Below are 26,140 nucleotides of genomic sequence, written 5' to 3' on the forward strand. Positions count from 1 at the left end.
AGAGGAGAAGACCGATGGCCCGAGTGAAGCGCGGCGTCGCCGCCCATGCCCGCCACAAGAAGGTCCTGGCCCAGGCCAAGGGCTATGTGGGGCGCAGCTCCACCACCTATCGCGCCGCGCTGCAGCGCGTGGAGAAGGCGCTGCAATACGCCTACCGCGACCGCCGCACCAAGAAGCGCGAGTTCCGCGGCCTCTGGATCCAGCGCATCAACGCCGCGGTGCGCGAGCACGGGATGACCTATTCCCAGTTCATCGCCGGCATCAAGGCCGCCGGCATCGAGATGGACCGCAAGGTGCTGGCCGCGCTGGCCTATGACGAGCCCGCGGCCTTCGCCACCATCGTCGAGAAGGCGAAGGCGGCCCGCGTTCCGGCCTGAGCGCCGGGCGCCGATGATTCTCACGGGGGCCGTCACGCGGGCGCGTGAGCGGCCCCTTTCCATGCATGGGTTCCCGACGATGAGCGATGACCTCGCCGCCCTCGCCGCACGCACCGAGGCCGACCTCGCCGCCGCCGCCGATCTGCGCGCGCTCGACGCCGTGCGCGTGGCCGTGCTGGGCAAGTCCGGCGCGCTGACCGCGCTGCTCAAGGGGCTCGGCGCCGTGCCGGCGGAGGAGCGCAAGGCCCGCGGCGCGGCCCTCAACGCGCTCAAGGCCCGGCTCGAGGCCGCCATCGAGGCGCGGCGCGAGGCGCTGGAGGCCGCGGCGCTGCAGGCCCGCCTCGCCGCCGAGCGGCAGGACATGACGCTGCCGCCCCGCCCCTTCGCCCCCGGCGGCCCCGGGGGACGGGCGGGCGGCATCCACCCCATCTCCCGCACCATGGAGGAGCTGACGGCGATCTTCGGCGCCATGGGCTTCCGCGTCGTGGAGGGGCCGGATGTGGAGAGCGACTGGCACAATTTCGCCGCGCTTAACATCCCCGACCACCACCCCGCGCGGCAGGACCAGGACACCTTCTACCTGCCCGGCGAGATCGAGGGGCATCGCGCCGTCCTGCGCACCCAGACCAGCCCGCTGCAAATCCGCACCATGCTGGCCGAGCCGCCGCCCATCCGCATCATCGCCCCCGGCCGCACCTATCGCGCGGACCATGACGCCACCCACTCGCCCATGTTCCACCAGGTGGAGGGGCTGGTGATCGAGCAGGGCGTGACACTCGGCCACCTCAAGGGCTGCCTGACCGATTTCCTGCGCGCCTTCTTCGGCATCGCCGATCTGCCGGTGCGCTTCCGCAGCAGCTACTTCCCCTTCACCGAACCCTCGATGGAGGTGGACATCGGCTGGAACCGCCGCACCGGAGAGCTCGGCGCGGGCAGCGACTGGCTGGAAATCCTGGGCAGCGGCATGGTGCATCCGCGCGTGCTGGCCAATTGCGGCCTCGACCCGCGCCAGTGGCAGGGCTTCGCCTTCGGCATGGGCATCGAGCGCATCACCATGCTGAAGCACGGCATGGCCGATCTGCGGCCCTTCTTCGAGGGCGATCTGCGCTGGCTCGCGCATTACGCCGCCCATCCGCTGGCGCCGGCCAGCCTGCACGAGGGGGTGTGAGATGAAGTTCACCCTCTCCTGGCTGCGCGAGCATCTCGACACCGACGCGCCGCTTGAGACCCTGACCGCCACGCTCTCGGCCATCGGCATCGAGGTCGAGGGCGTGGAGGACCGCGCCGCCGCCCTCGCCCCCTTCCGCATCGCGCGCGTCATCGAGGCCGTGCCGCACCCGAACGCCGACCGGCTGCGCGCGCTGCGCGTGGATGTGGGCGACGGGCGCGAACTCTCCGTCGTCTGCGGCGCGCCCAATGCGCGCACGGGCATGATGGGGGTGGCCGCCCTGCCCGGCGCCTTCATCCCCGGCACGGGCATCACCCTCAAGGCCGGCGAGATCCGCGGCGTGAAGAGCGAGGCGATGATGCTCTCCGCCCGCGAGATGGGGCTCGGCGAGGACCATTCGGGCATCGTGGAGCTTCCCGCGGATGCGCCGCTCGGCGAGAGCTACGCGCGCTGGGCGGGGCTGGATGATCCGGTCATCGAGATCAAGGTCACGCCCAACCGGGGCGATGCGCTCTCCGTGCGCGGCGTGGCGCGCGATCTCGCGGCCGCGGGGCTCGGCGCGCTCAGGCCCTGGGCCGCGCCCGCGATCGCGCCGGCCTATGAGAGCCCGCTGCGCTGGCGCATCGAGGATCCGCGCGCCTGCACCTGGGTGCTCGGCCGCGCGGTGCGGGGCCTGCGCAACGGCCCCTCGCCCCGCTGGCTGCAGGACCGGCTCACCGCCATCGGGCTGCGCCCCATCTCCGCGCTGGTGGACGTGACGAACTTCTTCACCTTCGCGCTGGGCCGGCCGCTGCACGTGTTCGACGTGGCCAAGGTGAAGGGCGACACCCTCGCCATGCGCATGGCCCGGCCGGGCGAGGAGCTCCTCGCGCTGAACGGCAGGACCTATGCGCTGACGGCGGAGGACGGCGTGATCGCCGACGCCGCGGGGCCCGAGGCGCTGGGCGGCATCATCGGCGGCGAGCATTCGGGCTGCGACGAGACCACCACCGAGTGCTTCATCGAGTGCGCGCTGTTCGACCCGGTGCGCATCGCGCTCTCCGGCCGGCGGCACGGCATTTTCACCGATGCGCGGGCGCGCTTCGAGCGCGGCGTGGATCCGGCCTTCCTCCGCCCCGGGCTGGAGGCCGCGACCGCCATGATCCTCGACCTCTGCGGCGGCGAGGCCAGCAGCATCAGCGAGGCCGGCGCCGAGCCCGCCTGGCGGCGCGAGGCCACGCTGCGCTTCGCGCGGCTCGGCGAACTGGGCGGGCTCGATCTGCCGCCCGAGGAGGCGGTGGCGCGGCTCGAGCGGCTGGGCTTTTCCGTCACCGCCCGCGACGCCGCGCGCGTGACGGTGGCCGTGCCCTCCTGGCGCAACGACATCGCCGCGCCCATCCATCTCGACCAGGCGCCCGGGCTCGATCCCGCCCGCGCCGCCGCCGCGGCCGAGGGCTGCGCGGCGGTGGAGGCGGAGTGCGACCTGATCGAGGAGGTGCTGCGCCTGGGCGGGCTCGATGCGGTGCCCGCCGTCTCGCTGCCGCGCGCGGCCCCGGTGCCCCCGCCCTCCCTGGACGCGAAGCAGGCGCGCGCGGCGCTCGCCCGCCGGGTGCTGGCCGCGCGCGGGCTGCTGGAATGCGTGACCTACGGCTTCCTGGAACGCCGTGTGGCCGCCCTCTTCGGCGAGACGCCCGACAGCCTGCGCCTCGAGAACCCCATCGCCTCCGACCTCGACCAGATGCGGCCCACGCCACTTGCTTCGCTCGCGCTGGCCGCGGCGCGCAACGCGGCGCGCGGCCTGCCCGATGTGGCGCTGTGCGAGATCGGCGGCGGCTACAGGAACCCGAGCCCCGAGGGGCAGCTCGCCATCGCCGCGGGGCTGCGCGCCGGGCGCACGCCGGCCAACTGGGCCGCACCCGCCCGCGCCCTGGACGCCTTCGACGCCAAGGGCGATGCGCTGGCGGTGCTGGAGGCGCTGGGCGTGCCCATGGCCGCGCTGCAGGTCACCGCCGATGCGCCCGCGCACTACCACCCGGGCCGTTCGGGCGTGCTGCGCCAGGGGCCGAAGACGGTGCTGGCGCGGTTCGGGCAGTTGCACCCGCAGCTCTGCCGCAGCCTCGACCTGCCCGAGGAGACGGTGGGCTTCGAGATCTTCCTCGACGCCATCCCCGAGCCCAAGCGCCGCCGCAAGGCCGCGCCCGAGCTGCCGCCCTTCCAGCCCATCCGCCGCGACTTCGCCTTCCTGGTGGACGCCGCGACGCCGGCCGAGAAGCTGCTGCGCGCCGCCCAGGGCGCGGAGCGCGGGCTGATCGCCGAGGTGGTGCTCTTCGACCGCTACGCCGGCGAGAAGCTGCCCGAGGGCAAGGTCAGCCTCGCCATCGAGGTGGTGCTGCAGCCGCGCGAGCGCACGCTGACGGATGCGGAGATCGAGGCGGTGGGGCAGAAGATCGTCGCCGCGGTGGCGAAGGCGACGGGCGGGGTGCTGCGGGCCTGAAGGGCGCTTACGGCCCGCCCCGCCGCTGCGGAAGGGCGATGAGCAGCCCGCCCGCCGCGATCACCGCCGCGCCGAGCAGGGTGATGGCATCCGGCCAGTCGGCGAAGACCAGCACGCCCGCGAGGCTCGCCCAGATGAGCTGGGTGTAGGAGAGAGGCGCGAGCAGGCTGGCCGGCGCGCGCGCATAGGCCAGCACCAGCAGCCCGTGGCTCACCGCGCCCAGCGCGCCCAGCACCAGCAGCGCCCCCCATTGCGGCAGGCTGGGCGGCACGAAGACGAAGGGCTGCAACAGGCTGGTGGCCAGCGCGGCAGCGAGGCCCGTGTGGAAGATCGTCACCCGCGCGTCGTCGATCTGCGCGAGGCGGCGGGTGAGGATCTGGTAGAAGGCGAAGAGCGTGGCGGTGCCGAGCGGCAGCAGATAGGCCCAGTGCAGCGGCTCGCCCGTCAGGAAGGGCGGCCGCAGCGCGATCAGCACGCCGCAGAAGCCCAGGATCACGCCCGCCCAGCGGCGCCAGCCCACCTCCTCCTTCAGCAGCAGCGCCGCCAGCGCCACGGTGATGACGGGCGAGGCGAAGCCCACCGCCGTGGCGTCGGCCAGCGGGATGCGCGCCAGCGCGGCCGAGAAGAACAGGGTGCAGCCGCACAGCAGCAGCGAGCGCAGCGCCTGCAGCCCCGGCGCGCGCGAGCGCCAGGGCAGCCGGCCCAGCCAGAGCCGCAGGAAGCCCGCCACGCAGAGGAAGGAGAAGAGGAATCGCGCCCAGGCGAGCTGCGCGACGGGGAAATCCGCCGTCAGCAGCTTGAACACCGTGTCCATCGCCACGAACAGCAGCAGCGCCGTGAGCTGCAGGGCGACGCCCTGGAGCGGGCGGTTCATGGCGCGGGCCGTGGCATGCCCCCAGCATGGGGCCGAGGGCGCCGAAGGTGAAGCGCCGCCCTCGGACGGTCAGGCGCACCCCGGCGCAGGGCGGCGGAAGGCCGCGCGCCCCGCCGCGCTGAGGCTCAGGCCGCGTCCTCGCGCCGGTCCTTCACGCGGACATAGGCGACGGCCGCATGCTCCGCGCAATAGGGCTTCCCGGGGATCGCCTCGGCGGAGCAGAACTTGAAGCCGGGCGTGCCGGGCTCGCCGATCGGCCAGCAGCAGGAGCGCGCGCCCATGCGCGGAAAGGCCCGGACCACCGAGGCGGGCTTGCTCGCCGGCGCCGGCGCCGGGGCGGCCGCGACGGGCACGACGACGGCGGCGCTCTCCTCGCGCCGGGCGGCGGGGACGATGCTCGCCACCACGCGCAGCGGCGGCAGGGTGGGCCGGCGGCCGGCCGCCACGGGGCGGGGCGCCGCCGGATCGCGGCGGATCGGGCTCGGCCGCGCCGGAAGCTGCAGGCGATGCGCCTTGCCCACCACGGCGTTCTTCGAGACCCCCATGCGGCGGCCGATCTCGGCCGTCGAATGCCCCTCCGCCCACAGAGCACGCAGGCGGTCGATCGCTTCCGTCGTCCATTCCATTGTGGATGCCCCCTTAGACGCGAACACCATATCCTGTAGCAAGAAGGGGTGTTGACCTACAAGCACTGGATTATCTCGGTTCGCGAGAAACTTGTGGAAAAACCCTCGCACACAACTTCCACAGCGTGGTGAATCCCGTTCGGATTCCGGCGATTCCGGTCCCGCCCTCCGTGGGCCTATGCCTCTGATGTGACGCGAAACACTCTTGCGTCAGAGGCTGCCCAGCAGCACCAGCACCACCCCGCCCACCACCAGCAGTGCCCCCGCCACGTCCTTGGCGCGCAGCGTCTCGCCCAGGAAGAAGCGGCTGAACAGCAGGGTGAACAGGATTTCCACCTGCCCCACCGCGCGCACCAGCGCCACCGGCGCCAGCGCGAAGCCCACGAACCAGCAGCAGGAACCGGCGGCCGAGAGCGCCCCCACCGGGGCCGAGCTGCGCCAGCTTGTGAGGACGGCGCGAAGCTGCCCGGGCTCGCGCCAGAGCAGCCAGCCCCCCTGCATGGCCGTCTGCATCGCGTTGGTCACCACCACGGCGAAGAGCGCCTTGAGGACGGGGTCGGGCCCCGCCAGCGCGGCGTTGCCGCTGCGGATGCAGATGGCCGTCAGCGCGAAGCAGAAGCCCGCGCCCATGCCGCGCAGCGCCGCCGGCTGCAGGCTGGCCTCCAGGATTTCGCGCCGCGTCAGCCCCCGCCCGGCGAGGGTGAGAGACATCACCCCCGCCACGCTCAGCCCGATTCCCGCCCAGGAGAGCGCGCCCAGCACCTCCCCCAGCAGGATGGCGGCGATCAGCGAGGCCTGCACCGCCTCGGTCTTGGAATAGGCCGTGCCCACCGCGAAGCCGCGCGGCCCGAAGGAGGAGATGAGCAGGTTGGTGCCGAAGATCTGCATGAGCCCCGCCATCGCGCAGAGCAGCAGGAACCACGCCCCGGGCCAGCCGAACCACCCGCCGAAGACCAGCCAGTAGCCGCCGAGGATCAGCAGCCCGAAGGGCACCCCGTAGAGGTAGCGCACCACCGCCGCCCCGTTCAGCGAGAGCTGCCCGCGCAGGCGCTGCTGCAGCGCCGTCCGCCAGGTCTGGAACAGGGCTGCGGTGCAGGTGACGGCGACCCAGAGGGGGATCATGGATGTCCTCGCGCCGCGCCCTTCTGCCCCGGCGCGGCCTGGCGCGCACCCGCCCGCGGCGCGCGGCCGCCCCGCCCCGCTGCGGGCTTGCCAGTTTCCCGCCCAGCGCCTAGACGCCCCTGCGGGCGCTGCCGTAGCTCAGTGGTAGAGCACTCCCTTGGTAAGGGAGAGGTCGAGAGTTCAATCCTCTCCGGCAGCACCATCCGCCCCGAAGGCCAGCCCGCTCAGCCCCGCGCCGCGAGATGCGCGCGCCAGCCGCCGCGCGCGGTGATCTCGGGCGCGCCGGCCACGCCCTCCGCCTCGGCGAGGAAGCCGAGCACGCTCTCCCCCTCCTCCAGCGTCACCCGCCCGAAGCCGAGCGGCGGCGGGATTTCCGCGAGGAAGGGGCCGATGGCGGCGGCCGGCAGCGCCCAGAGCTCGCCTGCGATGGCCGCCCCGCCGCCCGCCGCGCGCAGCATCCCGGGCCGGTTGCCGAGGTCGAAGAGCCGGTAGCAGGGCGCGGTGCGCGCCGCGCGCAGGAACCGCCCGCCATGGCCGCGAAGCTGCGGATTGAGCGGCAGGCCCGACATGTGCGCGCCGATGGCGAAGAGCGCGATCTCGTCCGCCGCCAGGGGCGCGGGGGCGGGCGGCGGCGGCCCGAGCCCGGCCGCGTGGTGCATGGCCGCGCCGATCCCCGCAAGCCGCCCCTCGCTGAAGGCGGGCCCGACCAGCGTCACCCCCGCGGGCGCGCCATCGGCGCGGAATCCCGCCGGGATGGCCAGGGCCGAGAGGTCGCAGAGATTCACGAAATTCGTGTAGGTTCCGAGCCGGGCATTGGCGCCGATCGGGTCCGCCAGCATGGCCTCGAGCGTCGGCACGCCCGGGCAGGTGGGCAGCAGCAGCGCATCGGCCCCGGCGAAGAGGCGGCGGGCCAGGCGCCGCGCCTCGGCCGCGGCGTGCATGTCGTCGAAGGCGTCCACCGTCAGCCGCGTGAGCCCGCCCTCGAGGATGGTGCGGGTGACGGGGTGCAGCGCCTCCGCCCGCCGCGTCACCCATTCGCGCAGGGCCGATGTGCGCTCGGCCACCCAGGCGCCGTCGTAGAGCCGCCGCGCCAGCGCCAGGAAGGGGGCGAGGTCCACGCGGGCGATGCGCGCGCCCATCGCCTCGGCCCGCGCCAGGGCGGCCTCGAACAGCGCCGCGTCCTCGGGCGTGTCGAAGAGGAGCTGCTCCTCGCGCGGCGCGGCGAGGCGCAGCGCGGGCGGCGCGGCCTCCAGCGCCCGCCAGAAGGGGGGGGCCGCGCGGCTGTAGGGGTCCGCCTCGTCCTCCCCGGCGGCGATGGCGAGCACCTCCGCCGCCTCGGCCACGCTGTGCGCGAAGATCGAGACGCAATCGAGCGAGCGGCAGGCCGGGACCACGCCGCGCGTCGGGATCAGCCCGAGGCTCGGCTTGAGGCCCACGAGGTTCTGCGCCGCCGCCGGCACCCGGCCCGAGCCCGCCGTGTCCGTCCCGAGCGAGAAGGCCGCGATGCCCGCCGCCACCGCGGTCGCCGAGCCGGAGGAGGAGCCGCCGGGGATGAGGTCGCCCCGCACCGCGTTGCGCGGCGTGCCATAGGGGCTGCGCGTGCCGTTCAGCCCCGTGGCGAACTGGTCGAGGTTCACCTTGCCCAGAAGCAGCGCCCCGGCCGCGCGCAGCCGCGCCACGGCCGGCGCGTCCTCCCCGGCGAGGCGCGCGAAGGCCGGGCAGGCGGCGGTGGTGGGCAGCCCCGCTGCGTCGATGTTGTCCTTCACCACGAAGGGCAGGCCGCGCAGCGGCCCCTCGGGCAGGCGCTCCGCCTCGGCCAGGATCTCGGCGGCGGGGCGCAGCGTGATGAACAGCGCCGGGTCGTCGAAGGCGGCGATGCGCGCCAGCGCCTCCTCGGCGATGACGCGCGGGGGCACCCCGGCGGCGAGGCGCGCGCGGAGCGCGCCGATGCCCGGCCTCAACGCAGCAGTTCCGCGGCCAGCCGCAGCAGCGCGCCATCGGGCCGGCGCAGCGCCTCCAGCACGCGGAAATGATCGGCCCCCGGCACGGGCCAGAGCGGCCCGGGCGCCTGCGCCTCGGCCCGCAGCGCATGGAACACGCGCGACTGGCGGCAGAGCTCCGGCAGCTCGCGCCCGCCATAGGCGATGCCGATGGGCTTCTGCACCACCGGCCGGCGCATGGGCGAAAGCTCCAGGATTTCCTCGTCCGTCAGCTTCAGCGCGGCGTTGAGGTAGGTGTCGCGGATCGGCCCGAGATCGTAGATGCCGGAGATGCAGATGGCCGCCGTCACCACCGGGTGCTCGGCGCCCAGGGCCGCGAGATGCCCGCCCGCGCTCCAGCCCGTCAGCACCACCGGGCCGCCCAGCCCGTGCTCCGCGCCATGGGCCGAGAGCCAGTCCAGCGCGGCGTGGATCTGCCAGACGATGCGCGTCAGCCGCGCCTCGGGCGCGAGGGAATAGCCGCAGAGCGCCGCGTTCCAGCCCATGGCCAGCGCGCCCTCGGCCATGCAGGCGAAATCCTCGCGACGGTTGCGCTGCCAGTAGCCGCCATGGATGAAGACGAGGGTGGGCGCAGAGGGGTCGCCCCCCGGGTAGAGATCCCAGGCCTCGCGCGGGGAGGCGCCGTAGGCGAGGTCGAGATGGCCCGGATGGGCGGCGCGGAAGGCCTCGGAGTCGGCGTTGCGCGCGGCGATCAGCGCCTCGGCGTCGGCCACCGCGCTCATGTTGTTGTAGGCAGCGTCCCGCTCGCGCTGCGTCAGCCTGGCCCAGTCGAGATCCATCGCCGCACCCTCCTGCCCTCGCGCGAAGCGAACAACGCCCGCGCGGCGCTGTCCATCACCCTCCGGCGCTCATCCCGTGATGACGCGAATCGGCGCGCCGGCCTCATAGGCCTCGATGGCCTCCACCGCGCCGGCGAAATAGGCGCGGTAGTTCTCCTCCGTCACATAGCCCAGATGCGGCGTGAGCAGGGTGCGCGGGGCGGAGAGCAGCGGATGGCCCGGCGGCAGCGGCTCGATGTCGTAGACGTCGATCCCCGCCCCCGCGAGCCGCCCCTCCTGCAGCGCCGCGATCAGCGCCGCCTGGTCCACGATGGGCCCGCGCGAGGTGTTCACCAGGAAGGCCGTGGGCTTCATCGCCGCGAGCTCCGCCGCGCCCACCAGCCCGCGCGAGCGTTCGGAGAGGATGAGGTGGATGGAGAGCACATCGGCGCGGGCGAAGAGCTCGCGCTTCTCCACGCGCTCCACCCCCACCGCCGCCGCCGCCTCGGCCGTGAGGTTCTGGCTCCAGGCGATCACCTGCATGCCGAAGGCCTGGCCCACCTTCGCCACCCGGCGGCCGAGCTTGCCGAGGCCGAGCAGGCCGAGGGTGCGCCCCTCCAGCCCCACGCCCAGCCCCTGCTGCCAGGCGCCGGCGCGCAGGCTGGCCTGCTCCTCGGGGATGCGGCGGGCGAGGCCGAGGATCAGCCCCCAGGTCAGGTCCACCGTCGGCGCGCCGAAGCTCGGCGTGCCGCAGAACACCACGCCGCGCTCGGCGCAGGCGGCGGCGTCGATGCCGCGGTTGCGCTCGCCCGTGGTGATGAGGAGCCTGAGTTCGGGCAGCCGCTCGATCAGCCCGCGCGGGAAGGGCGTGCGCTCGCGCATGGCGAGGATGGCGTCGAAGGGCGCGAGGCGCTCCGCCAGCGCGTCCTGATCGGCCAGCGTGTCGCGGAACACGGTGATGTCGAGATGCGCCAGCCGCTCCCATGGCCCGAGGCGCAGCGTCACGCCCTGGTAGTCGTCGAGGATGGCGAGGCGGGCGAGGCGCGGCATGGTCGGTTCCCCCTTCAGGATTTCAGCGCGCGAAGGGCGTTCAGAATCACCGCGACGTCAATGGCCTCCTGCAGCAGCGCGCCCTGCACGGGCGTGAGATGCCCGAGCGCGGCGGCGATCATCCCGAGCGTGGAGAGGCCGATGCCCGCCGCCACGCTCTGCACCGCGATGGCGCGCGCCCGCCGCGCCGCGGCCAGCACGGGGGCGAGCCGGCCGATGCCCTCGCCCAGCAGCACCGCATCCGCCGCCTCGGCCGCCGCCGCCCCGCGCGCGCCCACCGCGACGCCGACATCGGCCGCGGCCAGCGCCGGGGCGTCGTTCAGCCCGTCGCCCAGCATCATCACCGGGCCATGCGCGCGCTCGGCCGCCACCACGGCCACCTTCCCGGCCGGGTCGAGCCGCGCGTGCTGCGCATCCGCCCCCACCTCGGCCGCCACGCGCGCCGTGGCCGCCGCGCCATCGCCCGAGGCGAGCACCACCCGCCCCACCCCCGCCGCGCGCAGCCGCGCCACCAGCCCCGGCGCCTCGGCGCGCAGCGGGTCGGCGAAGAGCAGCGCGGCGACGATGCGCCCCTCCACCGCGACGAGGCTCCTGAGGTCGGCGTGCAGATCGGCCTCCGGCACGGGGCCTTCGGCGCGGGCCAGCACGAAGCGCGGCCCGCCCACCACCACGCGCCGGCCCTCCACCATCCCCTCCAGCCCCTCGCCCGGCGTCTCGCGCACCGCCTCGGGCATGGGCAGGGAGAGGCCGCGGGCGCGCGCCGCCGCCACCAGCGCCCGCGCGATGGGGTGCGCCGAGGCCTGGTCGAGCGCCGCCGCGTCGCGCAGGGCCCGCGCATCCCCGGCCACGCCCACCAGCTCCGCCTGGCCGCGGGTGAGGGTGCCGGTCTTGTCCAGCACCACCGCGCGCACCCGCGCCATGGCCTCCAGCGCGGCGGCGGATTTCACCAGCATCCCGAGCGCGGCGGCGCGCGAGAGCCCGGCCATCAGCGCCACCGGCACGGCGAGGATCAGCGGGCAGGGTGTGGCCACCACCAGCACGGCCAGCGCGCGCGTCGCCTCCCCGCTCGCCGCCCAGGCGCCGCCGGCCAGGACGAGGGTGAGGGCGAGGAAGGCGAGCGACCAGCGATCCGCCAGCCGCGCCATGGGCGCGCGGCTTTCCTGCGCGGCGCGCACGAGGCGCAGGATGCCGGCATAGGTGCTCGCCTCCGCATCCGTGCTGGCCGCCAGCACGAAGGCCTCGCCCGCATTGCCCATGCCCGAGAGCAGCGCCTGGCCGCGCTCGGCGCGCAGCGGCAGGGGCTCGCCGGTCAGCGCCGCGGTGTCGAGCAGCGCGATCTCCGATTCGAGCACCCCATCCACCGGCAGCACCCCGCCCTTGGGGATGAGCAGCCGGTCGCCGGGGCGCAGGGCGGTGATGGGCGTCTCCTCCCACCCCGCCGGCCCCTCGCGCAGCGCGCTGCGCGGCTGGCGGGCGAGAAGCGCCGTCATCTCCGCGCTGGCGCGGCGGCGGGCGTGGTCGTCCAGGAACTGCCCGCCCGCATACATCAGCGCGACGACATTGGCCGCGAGCGACTCGCCCATGACGAGGCCGAAGCCCATGGCCAGCGCCGCGATGAGGTCGAGCCCGAACTCGCCGCCGCGCAGGCTGCGCGCCATCTCGGCCAGCAGCACCGCGAGCACGGGCAGCGCGCCCATGGCGAAGGCCGGCCCCGCCTCCCGCCCCGCGAGCCAGAGCAGCCCCCCACCCAGCAGCCCGAGCAGCGGCGCGGCGAGCAGCGCCCGCCGGTCGGCCAGCGGGTTCACGGCGCGAGATGCGCCTCGCCCGCGCGGCGCAGCGCCTCGGGCAGCGGCACGGTGCGCGACTGCTCGGCGCGGTCCACATAGACGTGGGTGAAATGCCCCTCGGCGGCGGCGCGCTCCTCCGCGTTGCGGAACAGGGCGAGCTCATAGGTGATGGAGGTGGTGCCGAGGCGCCTCACGCGCAGCCCGCCGGTCACCTCGTCGGGGAAGGCGAGCGGCGCGTGGTAGCGGCAGCCCGTCTCCACCACGAGGCCCACATGGCGGCTCGCCTTGAGGTCCAGCACGCCGTGGGCGAGCAGGAAGCGGGCCACCAGCGTGTCGAACAGGCTGTAGTGGATGACGTTGTTCATGTGCGCGTAGATGTCGTTGTCCATCCAGCGCGTGCCCAGGGCGTGGAACCAGCGGTAGTCGGCGCGCAGGCCGGGCGGCGGCCTCATGCGCGGGCGCCGGCGGTGCGGCGGGGCGGGGCGGCGGTCATGGCCCGCATCCTGGCGCGGATCGCGGCCCGCCGCCACCGCCCGCGCGGCGCAAACGGGGCTTCGCTCGCGGCCTGCGGCCTTGTATGGAAGGGGTTTCCAACGCCCGGGATGATCCCTCCGCCCATGTCCGTCGCCGCCCGGCCCGCCGCCCCCCAGGAAGCCTTCCGGCTGCGCGCGTCCAACTACAGCCTGCTGACGCTGCGCCTGCTGAGCGGCCGCCCGGAGGAGGTGCTGCCCGCCCTCGGCGACCAGTTCCGCAAGGCGCCCGGCTTCCTGCGCTTCGCGCCCATCGCCATCGGCCTCGACGACCTGCTGGAGGAGGCGGTGGATTTCCCCGCCCTGGTGCAGGGGCTGCGCGGGCTCGAAATCCTGCCCATCGGGGTGGTCGGCGGCTCGCAGCGGCTGCGCGCCGCGGCGGCCGGCGCCGGCCTGCCCACCCTGCGCCCCGCCGGCCAGAAGGAGACGGAGATCGAGGCCCCCGCGCCCGTCGCCGCGCCGGTGGCCATGGCGCCCCCGCCCGCCCCCGCCCCGGTCGAGGAGCCCAGGCCCGCTCCCGCCGCGCGGACCATGCTCGTCGAGCAGAACATCCGCGCCGGCCAGCGCGTCTATGCCCAGGGGGCCGACCTGATCGTGGTGGGCCATGTGAACCCGGGCGCGGAGGTGATCGCGGACGGGCACATCCACATCCATGGCGCGCTGCGCGGCCGGGCCGTGGCCGGCGCGGCCGAGGACGCGGGCGCGCGCATCTTCGCGCAGAACTTCGACCCCGAGCTCGTCGCCATCGCCGGCTTCTACGCGGTGCGCGACGGGCTCTCGAACACCCCCATCGGGCGCGCCGTCATGGTGCGCCTCGATGGCGAGCAGCTCCGGTTCAGCGCGCTCGGCTGAACCGCACGCAACCCGGAGGGACAGGCTTCATGGCGCAGGTGATCGTCGTCACATCCGGCAAGGGGGGCGTGGGCAAGACCACCAGCTCCGCCGCCTTCGCCACCGGCCTCGCGCAGCGGGGCAAGAAGACCTGCGTGATCGACTTCGACGTGGGGCTGCGCAACCTCGACCTGATCATGGGCGTCGAGCGCCGGGTGGTGTTCGACATCGTGAACGTCATCCAGGGCGAGGCGAAGCTCAACCAGGCGCTGATCAAGGACAAGCGCGTGGAGGGCCTCTCCATCCTCCCCGCCTCGCAGACGCGCGACAAGGACGCGCTGACGAAGGAGGGCGTGCAGGCCATCATCGAGGAGCTGTCGAAGGAGTACGACTACATCCTCTGCGACAGCCCCGCGGGCATCGAGAAGGGCGCGCTGCTCGCCCTCTACTTCGCCGACCAGGCCATCGTGGTGACCAACCCCGAGGTCAGCTCCGTGCGGGATTCCGACCGCATCCTCGGCGTGCTGCAGTCCAAGTCGAAGCGCGCGGAGGAGAAGAAGGAGCCGGTGAAGCAGCACCTGCTGCTGACGCGCTACGACCCCGTGCGCGTGGCGCGCGAGGAGATGCTGAAGCTCGAGGACGTGCTCGAAATCCTCGCCATCCCGCTGCTCGGCGTGATCCCGGAGAGCGAGACGGTGCTCAAGGCCTCCAACGCCGGCAACCCGGTGATCCTGGACGCGGAGAGCCCGGCCGGCCAGGCCTATGCGGATGCGGTGGCCCGCTTCCTCGGCGAGGAGCGCCCGCACCGCTTCCTCGAGCCGCCGAAGAAGAAGGGCTTCTTCGAGAAGCTGTTCGGAGGCAAGGCGGCATGAGCTGGCTCAGCTTCTTCCGGGGAAAGCGCGAGGAAAAGGGCAACGCCGCCCTCGCCAAGGACCGGCTGCAGATCATCCTCGCCCATGAGCGCGCGAGCCGCGACGGCGAGGATTTCCTGCCGCGGCTGCAGCAGGAGCTGCTCGCCGTCGTCGCGCGCTATGTGCAGGTGGACGCGAACAAGGTGCAGGTGAACCTGGAGCGCGGCGAGGGGATGAGCACGCTGGCCATCGGCGTGGAGCTTCCGGCCAAGTCGCGCCGCAACGCGGCGGCCTGAAGCCGCCTGTTCACAGGCAGTCGAGCAGCAGCGCGCTCGACATGTTGGCGCGGGTGATCTGCCCGCGCAGCGCATTGCCCAGCACCACCTCGTTCACGCCCGCGCGCAGCGTGGCGGGCAGCACCGTGCGATTCGTCTGAAAGGCGCGGCTGACCAGCGTGATCCGCACCGTCAGGGCTTCCCCGGTGGTGTTGGTGAAGATGCCGGTGATGGTCTCGAGCTCCCGCCCCTCCGGCCCGCGCGGGACCATCTGCGTGCTGATGCTGATGCCGGTGAGGCTGGCGCGCGGCCCGCCATTCGGCCCGCCCTGGGCGCAGCTTCCGTTCTGCGCGGCGGCCGGCAGGGCGAGGGCCGCGGACAGGGCGGCGAGGATGATGGGGCGCATGGCGGCTTCCTCCGGGTGCCTGGCCGCATGATGCGCCGGGCAGGTGGGCGCAGGCCAGGGCATGCTGCCCATCGGCGGGATCGGGCGGGCCTATGCGCGCCCCGCCCGCCCATGGCACCAAGGGCGCATGAGCAGCCTCGATGCGGCGGCGGCCTTCGCCCTCGCCCATGAAACCCCCTGGCCGCGCGACCTGCGCGCCCATCTCGACGCCGGCTATTTCGAGCCCCCGCCCGACAATGCGGTGATCGGCCCCACCGCCCCGCGCGGCGGGCCGGCGGGCGTGATCTTCCATCGCGGCCGGCGCGTCGCCGCCTGGGGCGAGACGCAGCGCCCCGACATGACCTTCAGCGTGGCGAAGAGCTACCTCGCGCTGATCGCGGGCCTCGCCTGGCAGGAGGGGCTGCTGGCCGATCTCGACGCGCCCGTCTCGGCCTCGGTGGCGCATGAGGCCTTCACGGGCCCGCGCAACGGCCGCGTCACCTGGCGGCATCTGCTGACCAACACCTCCGAGTGGGAGGGCACGCTCTTCGGCAAGAGCGACCTGATCGACCGCGGCCGCAACCTGGGCGTGGAGGGCCAGGGCGCGAAGCGCAGCGCCCGGCCGCTGGCCGAGCCGGGCGGCCACTGGGAATACAACGATGTGCGGGTGAACGCGCTGGCGCTCGCCCTGCTGCTGCTCTTCCGCCGCCCGCTGCCCGAGGTCTTCCGCGAACGCATCGCCGACCCCATCGGCTGCTCGGCCGACTGGCGCTGGCACGGCTATGCGACCTCCGGCGTGGAGGTGGATGGCCGGGTGATCGAGAGCGTCTCGGGCGGCGGGCATTGGGGCGGGGGCGTCTTCATCTCGGCCGAGGACCAGGCGCGCATCGGGCTTTTGGTGGCGGCCGATGGCGTCTGGGAAGGGCGGCCTCTGCTCTCGGCCGAATGGCTGCGGCTCTGCCGCACCCCCTGCCCGCTCAACCCGCATTACGGCTTCCTGTTCTGGCTCAACACGGGCCGGACCAAGTGGCCGAGCGCGAGCGAGGGCGCCGTCTGCTTCTCCGGCGCGGGCGGCAACACCACCTGGATCGAGCCCGCCGAGGGGATCGTCAGCGTCACGCGCTGGCTCGATCCCGCGCATCTCGACGGCTACATGGCGCGGGTGCGCGAGGCGTTGCGTTAGCGCAACTTGCAACCGGCGCGGGTGCGCGCCACCTTCGCGCGCATGGCCCTCGCCCGTCTCTCCACCTTCGCCTTCGCCGGCATCGAGGCGCTGCCGGTGGAGGTGCAGGTTCAGATCGCCCCCGGGCTGCCGGCCTTCCTGGTGGTGGGCCTGGCGGACAAGGCGGTGGCCGAATCGCGCGAGCGGGTGCGCGCGGCGCTGACGGGCCTCGGCCTCGCGCTGCCGGCGAAGCGCATCCTGGTGAACCTCGCGCCGGCCGATCTCGCCAAGGAGGGCAGCCACTACGACCTGCCCATCGCCCTCGCCCTGCTCGCCGCCATGGAGGTGATCCCGCGCGAGGTGCTGGCGGAATACGCCGCACTCGGCGAGCTCTCGCTCGACGGCGCGCTGCTGCCGGTGGCGGGCGTGCTGCCGGCGGCGCTCGGCGCCTCGGCGCGCGGGCTCGGGCTGATCTGCCCCGCCGCGCAGGGGGGCGAGGCCGCCTGGGCCGGGCGCGGCGAGGTGCTGGCCCCGCCCGATCTCCCCGCCCTGCTCAACCATTTCCGCGGCAGCCAGGTGCTGCGCCCGCCCGAGCCCCCGCCCCTCCTGGCCGAGCCCTGGCGCGGCCCCTGCCTCTCCGAGGTGAAGGGGCAGGAGAGCGCGAAACGGGCGCTGGAGATCGCCGCCGCCGGCGGCCACAACCTGCTGATGCTGGGCCCGCCGGGGGCGGGGAAATCCATGCTCGCCGCGCGGCTGCCCGGGCTGCTGCCCGACCTGACGCCGGCCGAGGCGCTGGAGCTCTCCCTCATCCACTCGGTGGCCGGGCTGCTGCGCGAAGGCCGGCTGCTGACCCGCCCGCCCTTCCGCGAGCCGCACCATTCCGCGAGCCAGGCGGCGCTGATCGGCGGCGGCCCTCGCGGCCGGCCGGGCGAGATCAGCCTCGCGCATCACGGCGTGCTGTTCCTCGACGAATGGCCCGAGTTCCCGCGCCCCGCGCTGGAGGCGCTGCGCCAGCCCATGGAGAGCGGGCGCGCCGTGATCGCGCGCGCCAACGCCCATGTCACCTACCCCGCCCGGTTCCAGTGCGTCGCGGCGATGAATCCCTGCCGCTGCGGCTTCCTGGGCGACCCCGCGCGCGAATGCTCGCGCGCGCCGCGCTGCGGCGAGGAATATCTCGACCGGCTGAGCGGCCCGCTGCTCGACCGGATGGACCTCACCATCGAGGTGCAGCCCGTCCCGCCCGCCGAGCTCTCCCGCGCCCCCGCGGGCGAGAGCACCGCCGCCGTCGCCGCCCGGGTGCGCGCGGCGCGGGAGCGCCAGCGCGCGCGCTACGGGCCGGAGGGGCCGCGCTGCAACGCCGCGGCCGAGGGCGCGGTGCTGGAAGCCACCCTGGCGCTGGAACCGGCCGCCCGCGCCCTGCTCGAACAGGCGGCGGAGCGGCTCGGCCTCTCCGCGCGCGGCCATACGCGCACCCTGCGGGTGGCGCGCAGCATCGCCGATCTCGCGGGCAGCGAGACGGTGGCGCGCGCCCATGTGGCCGAGGCCCTCGCCTATCGCGGCCGCCGGGGCCTGCGCCGCGCCGCGTGACAGCCCGCCGCGCGGCGGGGCAGTCTCGCCCGATGCGCCGACGCCCGTTCGCCCTTCTCCTTTTCCTGCTCCTCCCCCTCGCGGCGCCCGCCCAGCCCCTGACCGCGCAGCGGCAGATGGTGGTGGCCGGCCATCCGCTGGCCGCCGAGGCGGGGCTGGCGATGCTGCGCGCCGGCGGCACGGCGCTGGACGCGGCCGTGGCGGTGCAGGCGGTGCTGAGCCTGGTGGAGCCGCAATCCTCCGGCATCGGCGGCGGTGCCTTCCTGCTGCACTGGTCGGGCGGGGAGCGCCGCCTCACCGCCTGGGACGGGCGCGAGGCCGCCCCCGCCGCCGCCCGGCCCGACCTCTTCCTCCAGAACGGCGCGCCCATGGCCTTCGAGGCGGCGGCGCTGGGCGGCCGCGCGGTGGGGGTTCCCGGCGTGCTGCGCATGCTGGAGGAGGCGCACCGCGCCCATGGCCGCCTGCCCTGGGCCGATCTCTTCGCCCCCGCCATCCGGCTCGCCGAGGAGGGGTTCCCGGTCAGCCCCCGGCTCGCCCGCGCCATCGCCGCCCATGCCGAGGCGCTGCGCGCCGATCCGGCGGCGCGCGCTCTCTTCTTCACGGCCGAGGGCGCGCCGCTCGCCGAGGGCGCGCGCCTCGCCAACCCCGCCCTGGCGGCCACGCTGCGCGCCGTGGCCGAGCAGGGGGCGGACGCGCTGCACCGCGGCCCCATCGCGGCCGAGATCGTCCGCGCCGTGCGCAGCCACGCCAATCCCGGGGTGCTGACGGCCGATGACCTCGCGGGCTATGCCCCGCAGCGGCGGGAGGCGCTGTGCCTGCCCTACCGGGCCCATGTCGTCTGCGGCCCGCCCCCGCCCTCGGGGGCGGCGGCCGTGCTGCAGATCCTCGGGCTGCTCGGCCATGTCGAGATGCCGGCGCTGCCCCCAGGCGGGGCGGATGCGGCGATGGCGCTGGGCGAGGCGGGGCGTCTGGCCTTCGCCGACCGCAACGCCTATCTCGCCGATCCGGGCTTCGTCCCCGTCCCGGTCGCGGGGCTGCTCGATCCCGCCTATCTCACCGGCCGCGCCCAGCTTCTGAGCCTCGATCGCGCCCTGGCGCAGCCGCGCCCCGGCAACCCCCGCCGATTCGGCCCAGCGCCCCCGGCCCAGCCCGCCCAGCCCGAGGGCGGCACCAGCCACCTCTCCATCCTGGATGCGGAGGGCGGGGCGGTGAGCATGACCAGCACCATCGAGGGCCCCTTCGGCGCGCGCCTCATGGTGCGGGGCTTCTTCCTGAACAACCAGCTCACCGATTTCGCCTTCGCCCCCGAGAGCGAGGGCCGGCCCGTGGCGAACCGGGTGGAGGGGGGCAAGCGGCCGCGTTCCTCCATGTCGCCCATGATGGCCTTCCGGGACGGGGAGCTGGAGGTGATCGCCGGCTCGCCGGGCGGGGCGCGCATCATCGGCTATGTGGCGCGCGCCATGGTGGCGATGCTGGACTGGAACATGGATCCGCAGCCCGCCGCGGCCCAGCCGCATATGGGGGCGCTGCATGGGGTGGTGGAGTTGGAGGAGGGCACCGCCGCCGCCGCCCTCGCCCCCTCGCTCATCGCGCGCGGCCTGCCCGTGGAGGTGCGGGAGATGAACTCCGGCCTCAACCTGATCCGGCTGCGGCGGGAGGGCGGGCTGGCGCGGATTCTGGGCGGGGCGGACCCGAGACGCGAAGGGGCGGTGGCGGGGGATTGAGCCGAGCGGCCGTCACGCCGCCCGGGGCCCGGATCACGCGGCGCGGAAGGCCGTCGGCAGGCTGGCGATGGCCTGGTCCACCATCGCGCCATCCGCCTTCGCGTCGTGCCGGGCGGCCACGATCTCGCGCACCGCGGCGGTGGCGATCTCGGCGGCGGCGTGGCGGACCTCGGTGATGGCGCTGGCCTCGGCGGCGGCGATGCGGTCCATCGCCATGCGCTCGCGGCGCTTGGCGGCGGCCTCCGCCTCGGCGGCCGCGGCGGCGGCCAGGCGCTCGGCCTCGGCCTTGGCGCGCTCGATCATCTGCGCGGCCTCGGCGAGCGCGGCGGCGCGCTCGGCCTCCGCCTGGCGGAGCATGGCCTCCGCCTCGGCGCGCAGCCGCGCGGCTTCCTCGATCTCGTCGCGGATGCGCGCGGCGCGCGCGTCCAGCATCTCGGTGATCTTCGTCCAGCCCAGCTTGCCGAAGAGCAGGACGAAGATGACGAAGCTGGCGGCGACCCAGAACTTCGGATCGGCGAACATCAGCGGCCTCCCTGCGTGGCGGCGCGGTCCACCGCGGCGGTCACGTCATTGGCGGGGGCGGAGACGCCGAGCCGGCCCAGCATGGCCATGGCCGTCTCGCCCGCCACCGAGCGCAGCGCCCCCATGGCGGCGTCGCGCGCCGCGGCCACGCGGGCCTCGGCCTCGGCCACCTGGGCGGTGAGGCGGGCGTTGATGGCCTCCGCCTCGGCGGCGGCCTTCTTCTGCGCCTCCTGCATCGCGGTGGCGATGGCGGCCTGCGCCTCGGCCTTCGCGGCCGCCGTGGCGGCGCGCAGCTCGGCCAGCGCGGCCTCGCCGGCCGCCTGGGCGTCGCGCGCCGCGTCGAGATCGGCCTTGATGCGGCCGGCCCGCTCTTCCAGCACCGAGGCGACGCGCGGCAGCGCGTAGCTCTTCAGCACGAAGTAGAGCACCCCGAAGATGATGACGAGCCAGACGAGCTTGCTCGTCATCAGCGGGTTGGAGAAGTCGAGCTGGGGCATGGCGCGGTCCCGCGGGCCGGGGTCACGGAAACGGGGCGCGGCGCGCGGGCGGGTTCACCCGCCCCGCCGCCCGCCCCGCCGGATCAGGCGAACAGGATGAGGAAGGCGATCAGCAGCGCGAAGAGCGCCACCGCCTCGGTCAGCGCGAAGCCCAGGATGCCGATGGGAAACACGGCGTCGCGGGCGGCGGGGTTGCGCGCCACGCTGTTGATCAGCGAGGAGAAGATGTTCCCGATGCCGAGCCCCACGCCGAACAGCGCGATGACGGCGATGCCGGCCCCGAGAGCCTTGGCGGCAGCAACTTCCATGGTCCTAGTCCTTCCGTTGGCGAGAGGAGGGGGTTCTCCGGCGCGGCGTCAGTGCAGGTGCACCGCGTCGTGGAGGTAGATGCAGGTGAGGATCGCGAACACATAGGCCTGCAGGAACGCGACCAGCACCTCGAAGCCGACCAGCGCCACGTTGATCGCGAGCGGCATGATCGAGACGAAGGGCCCGATGGCGCCAAGCCCCGCCAGCATCACCACGAAGGTGGCGAACACCTTCAGCATGACGTGGCCCGCGACCATGTTGGCGAAGAGACGGATGGAGAGGCTGATCGGCCGGGACAGGTAGGAGACGATCTCCACCGGAATGATGATCGGCGCGAGCCAGACCGGCGCGCCCTCGGGGAAGAAGTAGCCGAGGAACTTCCTGCCGTGCAGCGCGATGGAGACGGCCGTGATCAGCACGAAGACCATCAGCGCCAGCGTGAAGGTCAGGCTGATGTGGCTCGTATAGGTGAAGGCGTAGGGGAACAGCCCCAGCATGTTCCCGAACAGGATGAACATGAACAGCGTGAAGACGAAGGGGAAGAAGCGCCGGCCTTCCTCGCCCACCTGCGCCACCACCATGTCGTCGATGAAGCCGTAGGCGGCTTCCGCGAGGCTCTGCAGCCGGCCCGGCACCATCGCGGCGGGGCGCATGCCATAGACCATCAGCGCCACGATCAGCCCGGCCGCGATCACCATGTGCAGGTTGGACTGGGTGAAGCCCACCGCAGCGCCGATCGGCCCCAGCACGGTGGACAGCTCGAACTGCCCGAGCGCGTCGATCGCCTTGCCCTCTGCCGCCACCGGAACCCCCGCGTTCAGCCCTTGCGCGCGCCGAAACGGGGATTGAACAGCCGATACACGTTCAGCACCCCCGCGGCGGCCCCCAGGACGAAGAACACGAGAAAGAGCCAGGGCCAGGTGCCGAGCCAGCGATCGAGAAGAAGGCCAAGCCCCACGCCGACGATCAGCGCGGACACCACCTCCACCCCGGCCCGGAAGCCGATCCCCCAGGCGCCCGAAGGAAGCTCCCCTCTCCCGCCCGCCGGCCTGTCGAGCCCCCGCTTGGCGCGGGCATCGGCGAGGCGCTTCGAGAAGGCGTCCCGTTCGTCCACCATGGCTCCCTCCGCGAGCTGCACCCTTGGAAGGCGAGGCAGCCTCTATGGCGGCGCAGCAAGCCTGTCAATGCGCCAGAACCCGCCTTCCGCGCCGCTACGCACCCTCCGCCATCGCCACCGCCTCGCCCAGATCCACGCTGAGCACGCGCGAGACGCCGCGCTCCTGCATCGTCACGCCGAAGAGGCGGTGCATCCGCGCCATGGTCAGCGCATGGTGCGTCACGATCAGGAAGCGCGTGCCGCCCTCCGCCATGGCGTCCAGCAGGTCGCACAGCCGCTCCACATTCGCGTCGTCCAGCGGCGCGTCCACCTCGTCCAGCACGCAGACCGGGGCGGGGTGGCAGCGGAACACGGCGAAGATGAGCGAGAGCGCGGTCAGCGCCTGCTCCCCCCCCGAGAGCAGGGAGAGCGCCGCGAGCTTCTTGCCCGGCGGCTCGGCGTAGATCTCGAGCCCCGCCTCCAGCGGGTCCTCGCTGCCCACCAGCGCCAGATGCGCCCGCCCGCCGCCGAACAGCCGCGCGAACAGGGCGCGGAACTCGCGGTCCACCCGGTCGAAGGTGGCGCGCAGCCGCTCCCGCGCCTCGCGGTTGAGATGGCCGATGGAGCCGCGCAGCTTGGCGATGGCCGCGCCGATCTCCTCGCGCTCGGCCGAGAGGGTGGCGATGCGCCCCTGCAGCTCCGCCAGCTCCTGCTCGGCGCGCAGGTTCACGGGGCCCATCTCCTCCCGCTCGCGCGCGAGGCGTTCGGCCTTGCGCCGGGCGCGCTCCTCGGCGGCGTCGGAGAGGTCGGCCGGCGGCTCGGGCAGGGAGGCGTCCTCGCCGAAACGCTCCAGGATGCGCTCGGCCAGGGCCGCGCCGGCCTGCCGGGCGGAGGCGGCGGCCGCCTCGGCGCGCAGCGCCGCCTCCCGCGCCAGGGCCTGGGCCGATTCGGCGGCCCGGCGTTCCTCCTCCGCGGCCCGCGCGCGCGCCATGGCCTCCGAGAGCGCCGCCGCGGCCGCGGCATGGGCCGCCTCGGCGGCGGCGAGGCGGGACTGCGCCTGCGCGTTCAGCCGCTCGGCCTCGGCCGGGCGTCGGGCCAGCTCCTCGCGCCGCCGCGCCTCCTCCTGCACGCGCGCGTGCAGCGCCTCGAGCCGTCGCCCGGCCTCGACGAGCCGCTGCGCCCAGGCCGCACGCTCGGCCAGGGCGGCGGCGCGCCGGGCGGCGAGCCCCTCGCCCTCGGCGCGCAGCGCGGCGGCCTCGGCGCGGGCTTCCGCCTCCCGCCCGCGCAGCGCGGCAAGGGCGAGGCGCGCCTGCTCCACCTCCGCCCGCGCGGCGGCCAGCTCGGGCAGGGCGGCGCGGGCGGCGCGGGCGGCGGCCAGCGCCTGTTCGGCCTCGGCCATTTCCGCGGCCAGCCGCTCCTCCTGCGGGGCGAGGGCGGCGAGCCGCGCCGCCGCCCCGGCCTCGCGCTCGGCCAGGCGCTGCGCCTCGGCCCGGCGCGCGGCCAGCACGGTCTCGGCGCGGGCGAGGGCGGCGCGGGCGGCGCGCTCGCCCGCCGCGGCGGCCTCGGCCTCGGCCAGCGCCGGCGCGGGATCGGGCGCGGCGGGCAGGGCGGCGAGCGCCTGGTTCGCAGCGGCCCAGGCGGCCTCGGCCTCGCGCGCCTCCTCCGCCGCGCGGGCGCTGCGCGCGGCGAGCTCGGCGCGGCGCGCTTCCGCCATCTCCTGCTCGGAGAGCAGGCGCGCGGCGCGGGCGGCGGCCTCGCGCGCCGCGGCTTCGGCGGCGTTGCGGGCGCGGCGGGCGGCCTCCTCCTCGGCGGCGGCCTCGCGCTCGGCCTGCTGGGCGGCGGCGCGCCCGGCTTCGGCGGCCCGGGCGGCGGGGGCGGCCTCGGCCAGCCGCGCCTCGGCCTGGCGCAGCCGCGCCAGGGCCTGCAGCCGCGCCGCCCCGGCCTCCGCCGCCCCGGCGGCCAGCACATAGCCATCCCAGCGCCACAGCGCCCCGGCGCGCGAGACCAGCGCCTGGCCGGGCCCGAGCGCCGCCTGCAGCGGCGCGCCGTCCTCGACCAGGCCGATCTGCGAGAGGGCGCGGGAGAGTTCGGGCGGCGCCTCGACCAGCCCGGCGAGGGGCTGCGCGCCGGCGGGCAGCGGCGGCGCCCCGGCGAGCGGCGGCAGGGCGCGCCAGAAGCGCCGGCCCTGGCCGCGCGCGCCCTCCAGCCCCTCGCCCAGCGCCGCGCCCAGCGCCGCCTCCAGCCCCTCGGGCACGCGCAGGGTGCGGGCGATGGGCTCGGCCTCCGCCGCATCCCCGGATGCGGCGGAGAGCCCCTGCAGCTCGGCCTTGAGGCGGGATTCGAGGGCCAGGGCGGCGGCCTCGGCGCGGGCGGCCGCGGCGGCGCGGGCGGCGGCCTCGGCGCGGGCGGCCTCGGCGCGGGCCAGCCCCGCCTCGGCTTCGCGGCGGCGCGCCTCGGCGGCCTCGGCCTCGGCGCGGGCGGCCGCGGCGGCCTCGGGCGCGGGGGCGGGCAGCCCGGCGAGCGCGCGCCCGGCCGTCTCGGCGCGGGCGCGGGCGTCGCGCCGCCGGGCCTCGGCGGCGGCGAGGGCGCGGGAGGCGGCGGCGCGTTCCAGCCCGGCGGCGCGGGCGGCGCGCTCCAGCTCCCCCGCGCGCTCGGCGGCGGCGCGGCGGGCCCGCTCGGCGGCCTCCAGCGCCGCGCGCGCCTCGGCCAGCGCGGCCTCGGCGGCGGCGAGGGCCGCCCCGGCGGCGGCGCGCGCCTCCGGGGGCACGGCCTGCGCCTCGGCAGCGGCGCGCTGCGCCCGCAGCTCCTCGCGCTGGGCCGAGAGGCGGCGGACGCGCTGATCGGCGAAGGCGAGTTCGGAGGCGATCTGGTTGGCCCGGGCGGCGAGTTCGGCGGCGGCGCGCGTCGCCTCCTCCATCCGCCCCTCGACGGCGGCGATCTCGGTGGCGAGCCCCGCGGCGGCCTGCTCGGCCGCGGCGATCCGCTCGGGCAGCCGCGCCTCGGCCCCGGCCAGCCCGGCGGCCTCGCGCCCGGCCCGCGCCTCGGCGGCGCGCGCATCCTCCTCCAGCCGCTCGGCGTCGGCGAGGTCGGTGCGGAGCTGGGCGAGGCGGGCCTCGGCCTCGCGCAGCGCCTCGGCGGCGCGGGCCGATTCGGCGGCGAGGTTCTCCGCCTCCACGCGGCGGCGCTCGAGCAGGGTGCGCGCCACCCCCTCCTCGGCCCGGGGGGTCTCGAGCGCGGCCTGGGCGGCCTCGGCGGCGCGCGTGGCGGCCTCGGCGGCGGCGCTCGCCTCGGCCAGCGCGGCCTCGCGCGCGGCGAGGGCGCGGCGCGCCTCCTCGATGGCCGCCTCGGCGCGGGCGGCGAGGAGGGCGAACCACTCCCCTTCCGCCTCGCGCACCAGCCCCGAGAGGTTGCGGTAGCGCGCCGCCTGGCGGGCCTGGCGCTTCAGCGATTCCTCCTGGGCGGCGAGGCCGGCCAGCACATCCTCGCTGCGCGCCAGGTTCTGCTCGGCCTGGCGCAGCTTGAGCTCGGCCTCGTGGCGGCGGGCGCGCAGCCCGGCGATGCCGGCCGCCTCCTCCAGCACCGAGCGCCGCTCCTCGGGCCGCGCGCCGATCAGCATGGCCACCCGCCCCTGGCTGACCATGCCCGAGGCGCGCGGGCCGCTCGCGAGGTCGGCGAACATGGTCGCCACGTCGCGCGCGCGCACCTCGCGCCCGTTGATGCGGTAGGAGCTGCCCGCGCCGCGCTCGATGCGGCGGATCACCTCGAGTTCGGAGGCGCGGTCCATGGGCGGGGGGGCCACGCCCTCCGCGTCCTCCAGGCTCAGCGCCACTTCCGCGAGATTGCGCGCGGGGCGGGTGGCGGTGCCGGCGAAGATCACGTCGTCCATCTCGCCGCCGCGCAGGCTGCGGGCGGAGCTTTCGCCCATCGCCCAGCGCAGCGCCTCGACGACGTTGGACTTGCCGCAGCCATTGGGGCCGACGATGCCCGTCAGCCCCGGCAGCACCGGAAGCTGCACCGGCTCGGCGAAGCTCTTGAAGCCCGCGATGCGCAGCCCCGTGAGCGTGGCGGTGAGGCGGCGCGGCGGGGGCGGGGCGGCCTCCGCGCCGCTGTCCTCGCTCATCGGGCTGCGGTCATCC

Annotated in this window: 24 protein-coding genes and 1 tRNA gene; 10 read left to right on the plus strand and 15 right to left on the minus strand. The window is 75.4% G+C overall.

Going from position 1 to position 26,140, the window contains the following annotated elements:
- Positions 1 to 14: 14 nt before the first annotated feature.
- From rplT to pheT, 3 genes are all read left to right on the plus strand, one after another.
- The gene (rplT, locus tag H596_RS0110550; protein WP_027284863.1) at positions 15 to 377 is read left to right on the plus strand and encodes a 50S ribosomal protein L20; all 363 of its coding nucleotides are present in this window, start codon (positions 15 to 17) and stop codon (positions 375 to 377) included.
- 79 nt (positions 378 to 456) lie between these two features.
- Positions 457 to 1,545, plus strand: a complete 1,089-nt coding sequence (pheS, locus tag H596_RS0110555) for a phenylalanine--tRNA ligase subunit alpha (RefSeq protein WP_027284864.1) — start codon at positions 457 to 459, stop codon at positions 1,543 to 1,545.
- Between the two features lies 1 nt (position 1,546).
- Positions 1,547 to 4,018: a phenylalanine--tRNA ligase subunit beta gene (gene pheT / locus H596_RS0110560; RefSeq protein WP_027284865.1), complete on the plus strand. Its 2,472-nt coding sequence runs from the start codon at positions 1,547 to 1,549 to the stop codon at positions 4,016 to 4,018.
- 7 nt (positions 4,019 to 4,025) lie between these two features.
- Here the strand turns inward: pheT and H596_RS0110565 are convergent, their stop codons facing one another.
- The 3 genes from H596_RS0110565 to H596_RS0110575 all read right to left on the minus strand — a co-directional run bounded on the left by H596_RS0110565 (position 4,026) and on the right by H596_RS0110575 (position 6,640).
- Entirely contained in the window at positions 4,026 to 4,892 is an 867-nt protein-coding gene (locus tag H596_RS0110565; RefSeq protein WP_027284866.1) for a DMT family transporter, read from the minus strand.
- 125 nt (positions 4,893 to 5,017) lie between these two features.
- Positions 5,018 to 5,518 (minus strand): GcrA family cell cycle regulator, encoded by a 501-nt coding sequence (locus H596_RS0110570; RefSeq protein ID WP_027284867.1) that lies wholly within the window; start codon positions 5,516 to 5,518, stop codon positions 5,018 to 5,020.
- A gap of 210 nt (positions 5,519 to 5,728) precedes the next feature.
- Complete coding sequence (locus tag H596_RS0110575) at positions 5,729 to 6,640, minus strand: EamA family transporter (protein ID WP_027284868.1); 912 nt, start codon at positions 6,638 to 6,640, stop codon at positions 5,729 to 5,731.
- A 127-nt stretch (positions 6,641 to 6,767) separates the two neighbouring features.
- Here H596_RS0110575 and H596_RS0110580 point away from each other — a divergent pair.
- Positions 6,768 to 6,842, plus strand: a tRNA-Thr gene (locus H596_RS0110580).
- A 22-nt stretch (positions 6,843 to 6,864) separates the two neighbouring features.
- On the opposite strand, the gene atzF is transcribed toward H596_RS0110580, so the two are convergent.
- The 5 genes from atzF to H596_RS0110605 all read right to left on the minus strand — a co-directional run bounded on the left by atzF (position 6,865) and on the right by H596_RS0110605 (position 12,687).
- Positions 6,865 to 8,601, minus strand: coding sequence for an allophanate hydrolase (atzF, locus tag H596_RS0110585; RefSeq protein ID WP_037300919.1), 1,737 nt, complete (start codon positions 8,599 to 8,601; stop codon positions 6,865 to 6,867).
- Positions 8,598 to 9,419 (minus strand): alpha/beta hydrolase, encoded by an 822-nt coding sequence (locus H596_RS0110590; RefSeq protein WP_027284870.1) that lies wholly within the window; start codon positions 9,417 to 9,419, stop codon positions 8,598 to 8,600. The genes atzF and H596_RS0110590 overlap by 4 nt, the downstream gene beginning before the upstream one ends.
- A 69-nt stretch (positions 9,420 to 9,488) precedes the next feature.
- Positions 9,489 to 10,448, minus strand: coding sequence for a D-2-hydroxyacid dehydrogenase family protein (locus H596_RS0110595; RefSeq protein ID WP_027284871.1), 960 nt, complete (start codon positions 10,446 to 10,448; stop codon positions 9,489 to 9,491).
- Positions 10,449 to 10,462: 14 nt separating this feature from the next.
- The gene (locus tag H596_RS0110600; RefSeq protein ID WP_027284872.1) at positions 10,463 to 12,253 is read right to left on the minus strand and encodes a heavy metal translocating P-type ATPase; all 1,791 of its coding nucleotides are present in this window, start codon (positions 12,251 to 12,253) and stop codon (positions 10,463 to 10,465) included.
- Positions 12,250 to 12,687, minus strand: coding sequence for an acyl-CoA thioesterase (locus H596_RS0110605; RefSeq protein WP_027284873.1), 438 nt, complete (start codon positions 12,685 to 12,687; stop codon positions 12,250 to 12,252). The genes H596_RS0110600 and H596_RS0110605 overlap by 4 nt, the downstream gene beginning before the upstream one ends.
- Before the next feature lie 165 nt (positions 12,688 to 12,852).
- On the opposite strand from H596_RS0110605, the gene minC reads away from it, so the two are divergent.
- Genes minC through minE form a run of 3 tightly spaced genes read left to right on the plus strand, consistent with a single transcriptional unit; the run spans position 12,853 to position 14,743 of the window.
- Positions 12,853 to 13,617 carry a septum site-determining protein MinC gene (gene minC, locus H596_RS21075; RefSeq protein ID WP_037300922.1) on the plus strand — a complete coding sequence of 255 codons (765 nt, stop codon included), beginning with the start codon at positions 12,853 to 12,855 and terminating at the stop codon, positions 13,615 to 13,617.
- A 29-nt stretch (positions 13,618 to 13,646) separates the two neighbouring features.
- Positions 13,647 to 14,468: a septum site-determining protein MinD gene (gene minD, locus H596_RS0110615; protein ID WP_027284874.1), complete on the plus strand. Its 822-nt coding sequence runs from the start codon at positions 13,647 to 13,649 to the stop codon at positions 14,466 to 14,468.
- Positions 14,465 to 14,743, plus strand: a complete 279-nt coding sequence (gene minE / locus H596_RS0110620) for a cell division topological specificity factor MinE (protein WP_027284875.1) — start codon at positions 14,465 to 14,467, stop codon at positions 14,741 to 14,743. The genes minD and minE overlap by 4 nt, the downstream gene beginning before the upstream one ends.
- A 10-nt stretch (positions 14,744 to 14,753) precedes the next feature.
- Here minE and H596_RS0110625 read toward each other — a convergent pair whose 3' ends face one another.
- Positions 14,754 to 15,128 carry a hypothetical protein gene (locus H596_RS0110625; protein WP_027284876.1) on the minus strand — a complete coding sequence of 125 codons (375 nt, stop codon included), beginning with the start codon at positions 15,126 to 15,128 and terminating at the stop codon, positions 14,754 to 14,756.
- 127 nt (positions 15,129 to 15,255) lie between these two features.
- On the opposite strand from H596_RS0110625, the gene H596_RS0110630 reads away from it, so the two are divergent.
- Genes H596_RS0110630 through ggt form a run of 3 tightly spaced genes read left to right on the plus strand, consistent with a single transcriptional unit; the run spans position 15,256 to position 19,580 of the window.
- A complete protein-coding gene (locus tag H596_RS0110630; RefSeq protein ID WP_051212811.1) occupies positions 15,256 to 16,290 on the plus strand; it encodes a serine hydrolase domain-containing protein in 1,035 nt (344 codons plus the stop codon).
- Between the two features lie 42 nt (positions 16,291 to 16,332).
- A complete protein-coding gene (locus H596_RS0110635; protein ID WP_027284878.1) occupies positions 16,333 to 17,856 on the plus strand; it encodes a YifB family Mg chelatase-like AAA ATPase in 1,524 nt (507 codons plus the stop codon).
- A 32-nt stretch (positions 17,857 to 17,888) separates the two neighbouring features.
- On the plus strand, positions 17,889 to 19,580 hold the full coding sequence (gene ggt / locus H596_RS0110640; RefSeq protein ID WP_027284879.1) for a gamma-glutamyltransferase: 1,692 nt from the start codon (positions 17,889 to 17,891) through the stop codon (positions 19,578 to 19,580).
- Positions 19,581 to 19,613: 33 nt separating this feature from the next.
- Here the strand turns inward: ggt and H596_RS0110645 are convergent, their stop codons facing one another.
- The 6 genes from H596_RS0110645 to H596_RS0110670 all read right to left on the minus strand — a co-directional run bounded on the left by H596_RS0110645 (position 19,614) and on the right by H596_RS0110670 (position 26,124).
- Complete coding sequence (locus H596_RS0110645) at positions 19,614 to 20,102, minus strand: F0F1 ATP synthase subunit B family protein (RefSeq protein ID WP_027284880.1); 489 nt, start codon at positions 20,100 to 20,102, stop codon at positions 19,614 to 19,616.
- On the minus strand, positions 20,102 to 20,599 hold the full coding sequence (locus tag H596_RS21080) for a F0F1 ATP synthase subunit B family protein (RefSeq protein ID WP_037300926.1): 498 nt from the start codon (positions 20,597 to 20,599) through the stop codon (positions 20,102 to 20,104). Before H596_RS21080 ends, H596_RS0110645 begins: the two co-directional genes overlap by 1 nt.
- An 83-nt stretch (positions 20,600 to 20,682) precedes the next feature.
- The gene (locus H596_RS0110655; RefSeq protein ID WP_027284881.1) at positions 20,683 to 20,907 is read right to left on the minus strand and encodes an ATP synthase subunit C family protein; all 225 of its coding nucleotides are present in this window, start codon (positions 20,905 to 20,907) and stop codon (positions 20,683 to 20,685) included.
- Positions 20,908 to 20,955: 48 nt separating this feature from the next.
- A complete protein-coding gene (locus tag H596_RS0110660; RefSeq protein WP_027284882.1) occupies positions 20,956 to 21,711 on the minus strand; it encodes a F0F1 ATP synthase subunit A in 756 nt (251 codons plus the stop codon).
- A 14-nt stretch (positions 21,712 to 21,725) separates the two neighbouring features.
- Positions 21,726 to 22,025, minus strand: coding sequence for an AtpZ/AtpI family protein (locus H596_RS0110665; RefSeq protein WP_037300929.1), 300 nt, complete (start codon positions 22,023 to 22,025; stop codon positions 21,726 to 21,728).
- 94 nt (positions 22,026 to 22,119) lie between these two features.
- Entirely contained in the window at positions 22,120 to 26,124 is a 4,005-nt protein-coding gene (locus tag H596_RS0110670) for a chromosome segregation SMC family protein (RefSeq protein ID WP_051212790.1), read from the minus strand.
- Positions 26,125 to 26,140 lie beyond the last annotated feature (16 nt).

The organism is Rubritepida flocculans DSM 14296 (assembly GCF_000425365.1).
GTDB classification, from domain to species: Bacteria; Pseudomonadota; Alphaproteobacteria; order Acetobacterales; family Acetobacteraceae; genus Roseococcus; species Roseococcus flocculans.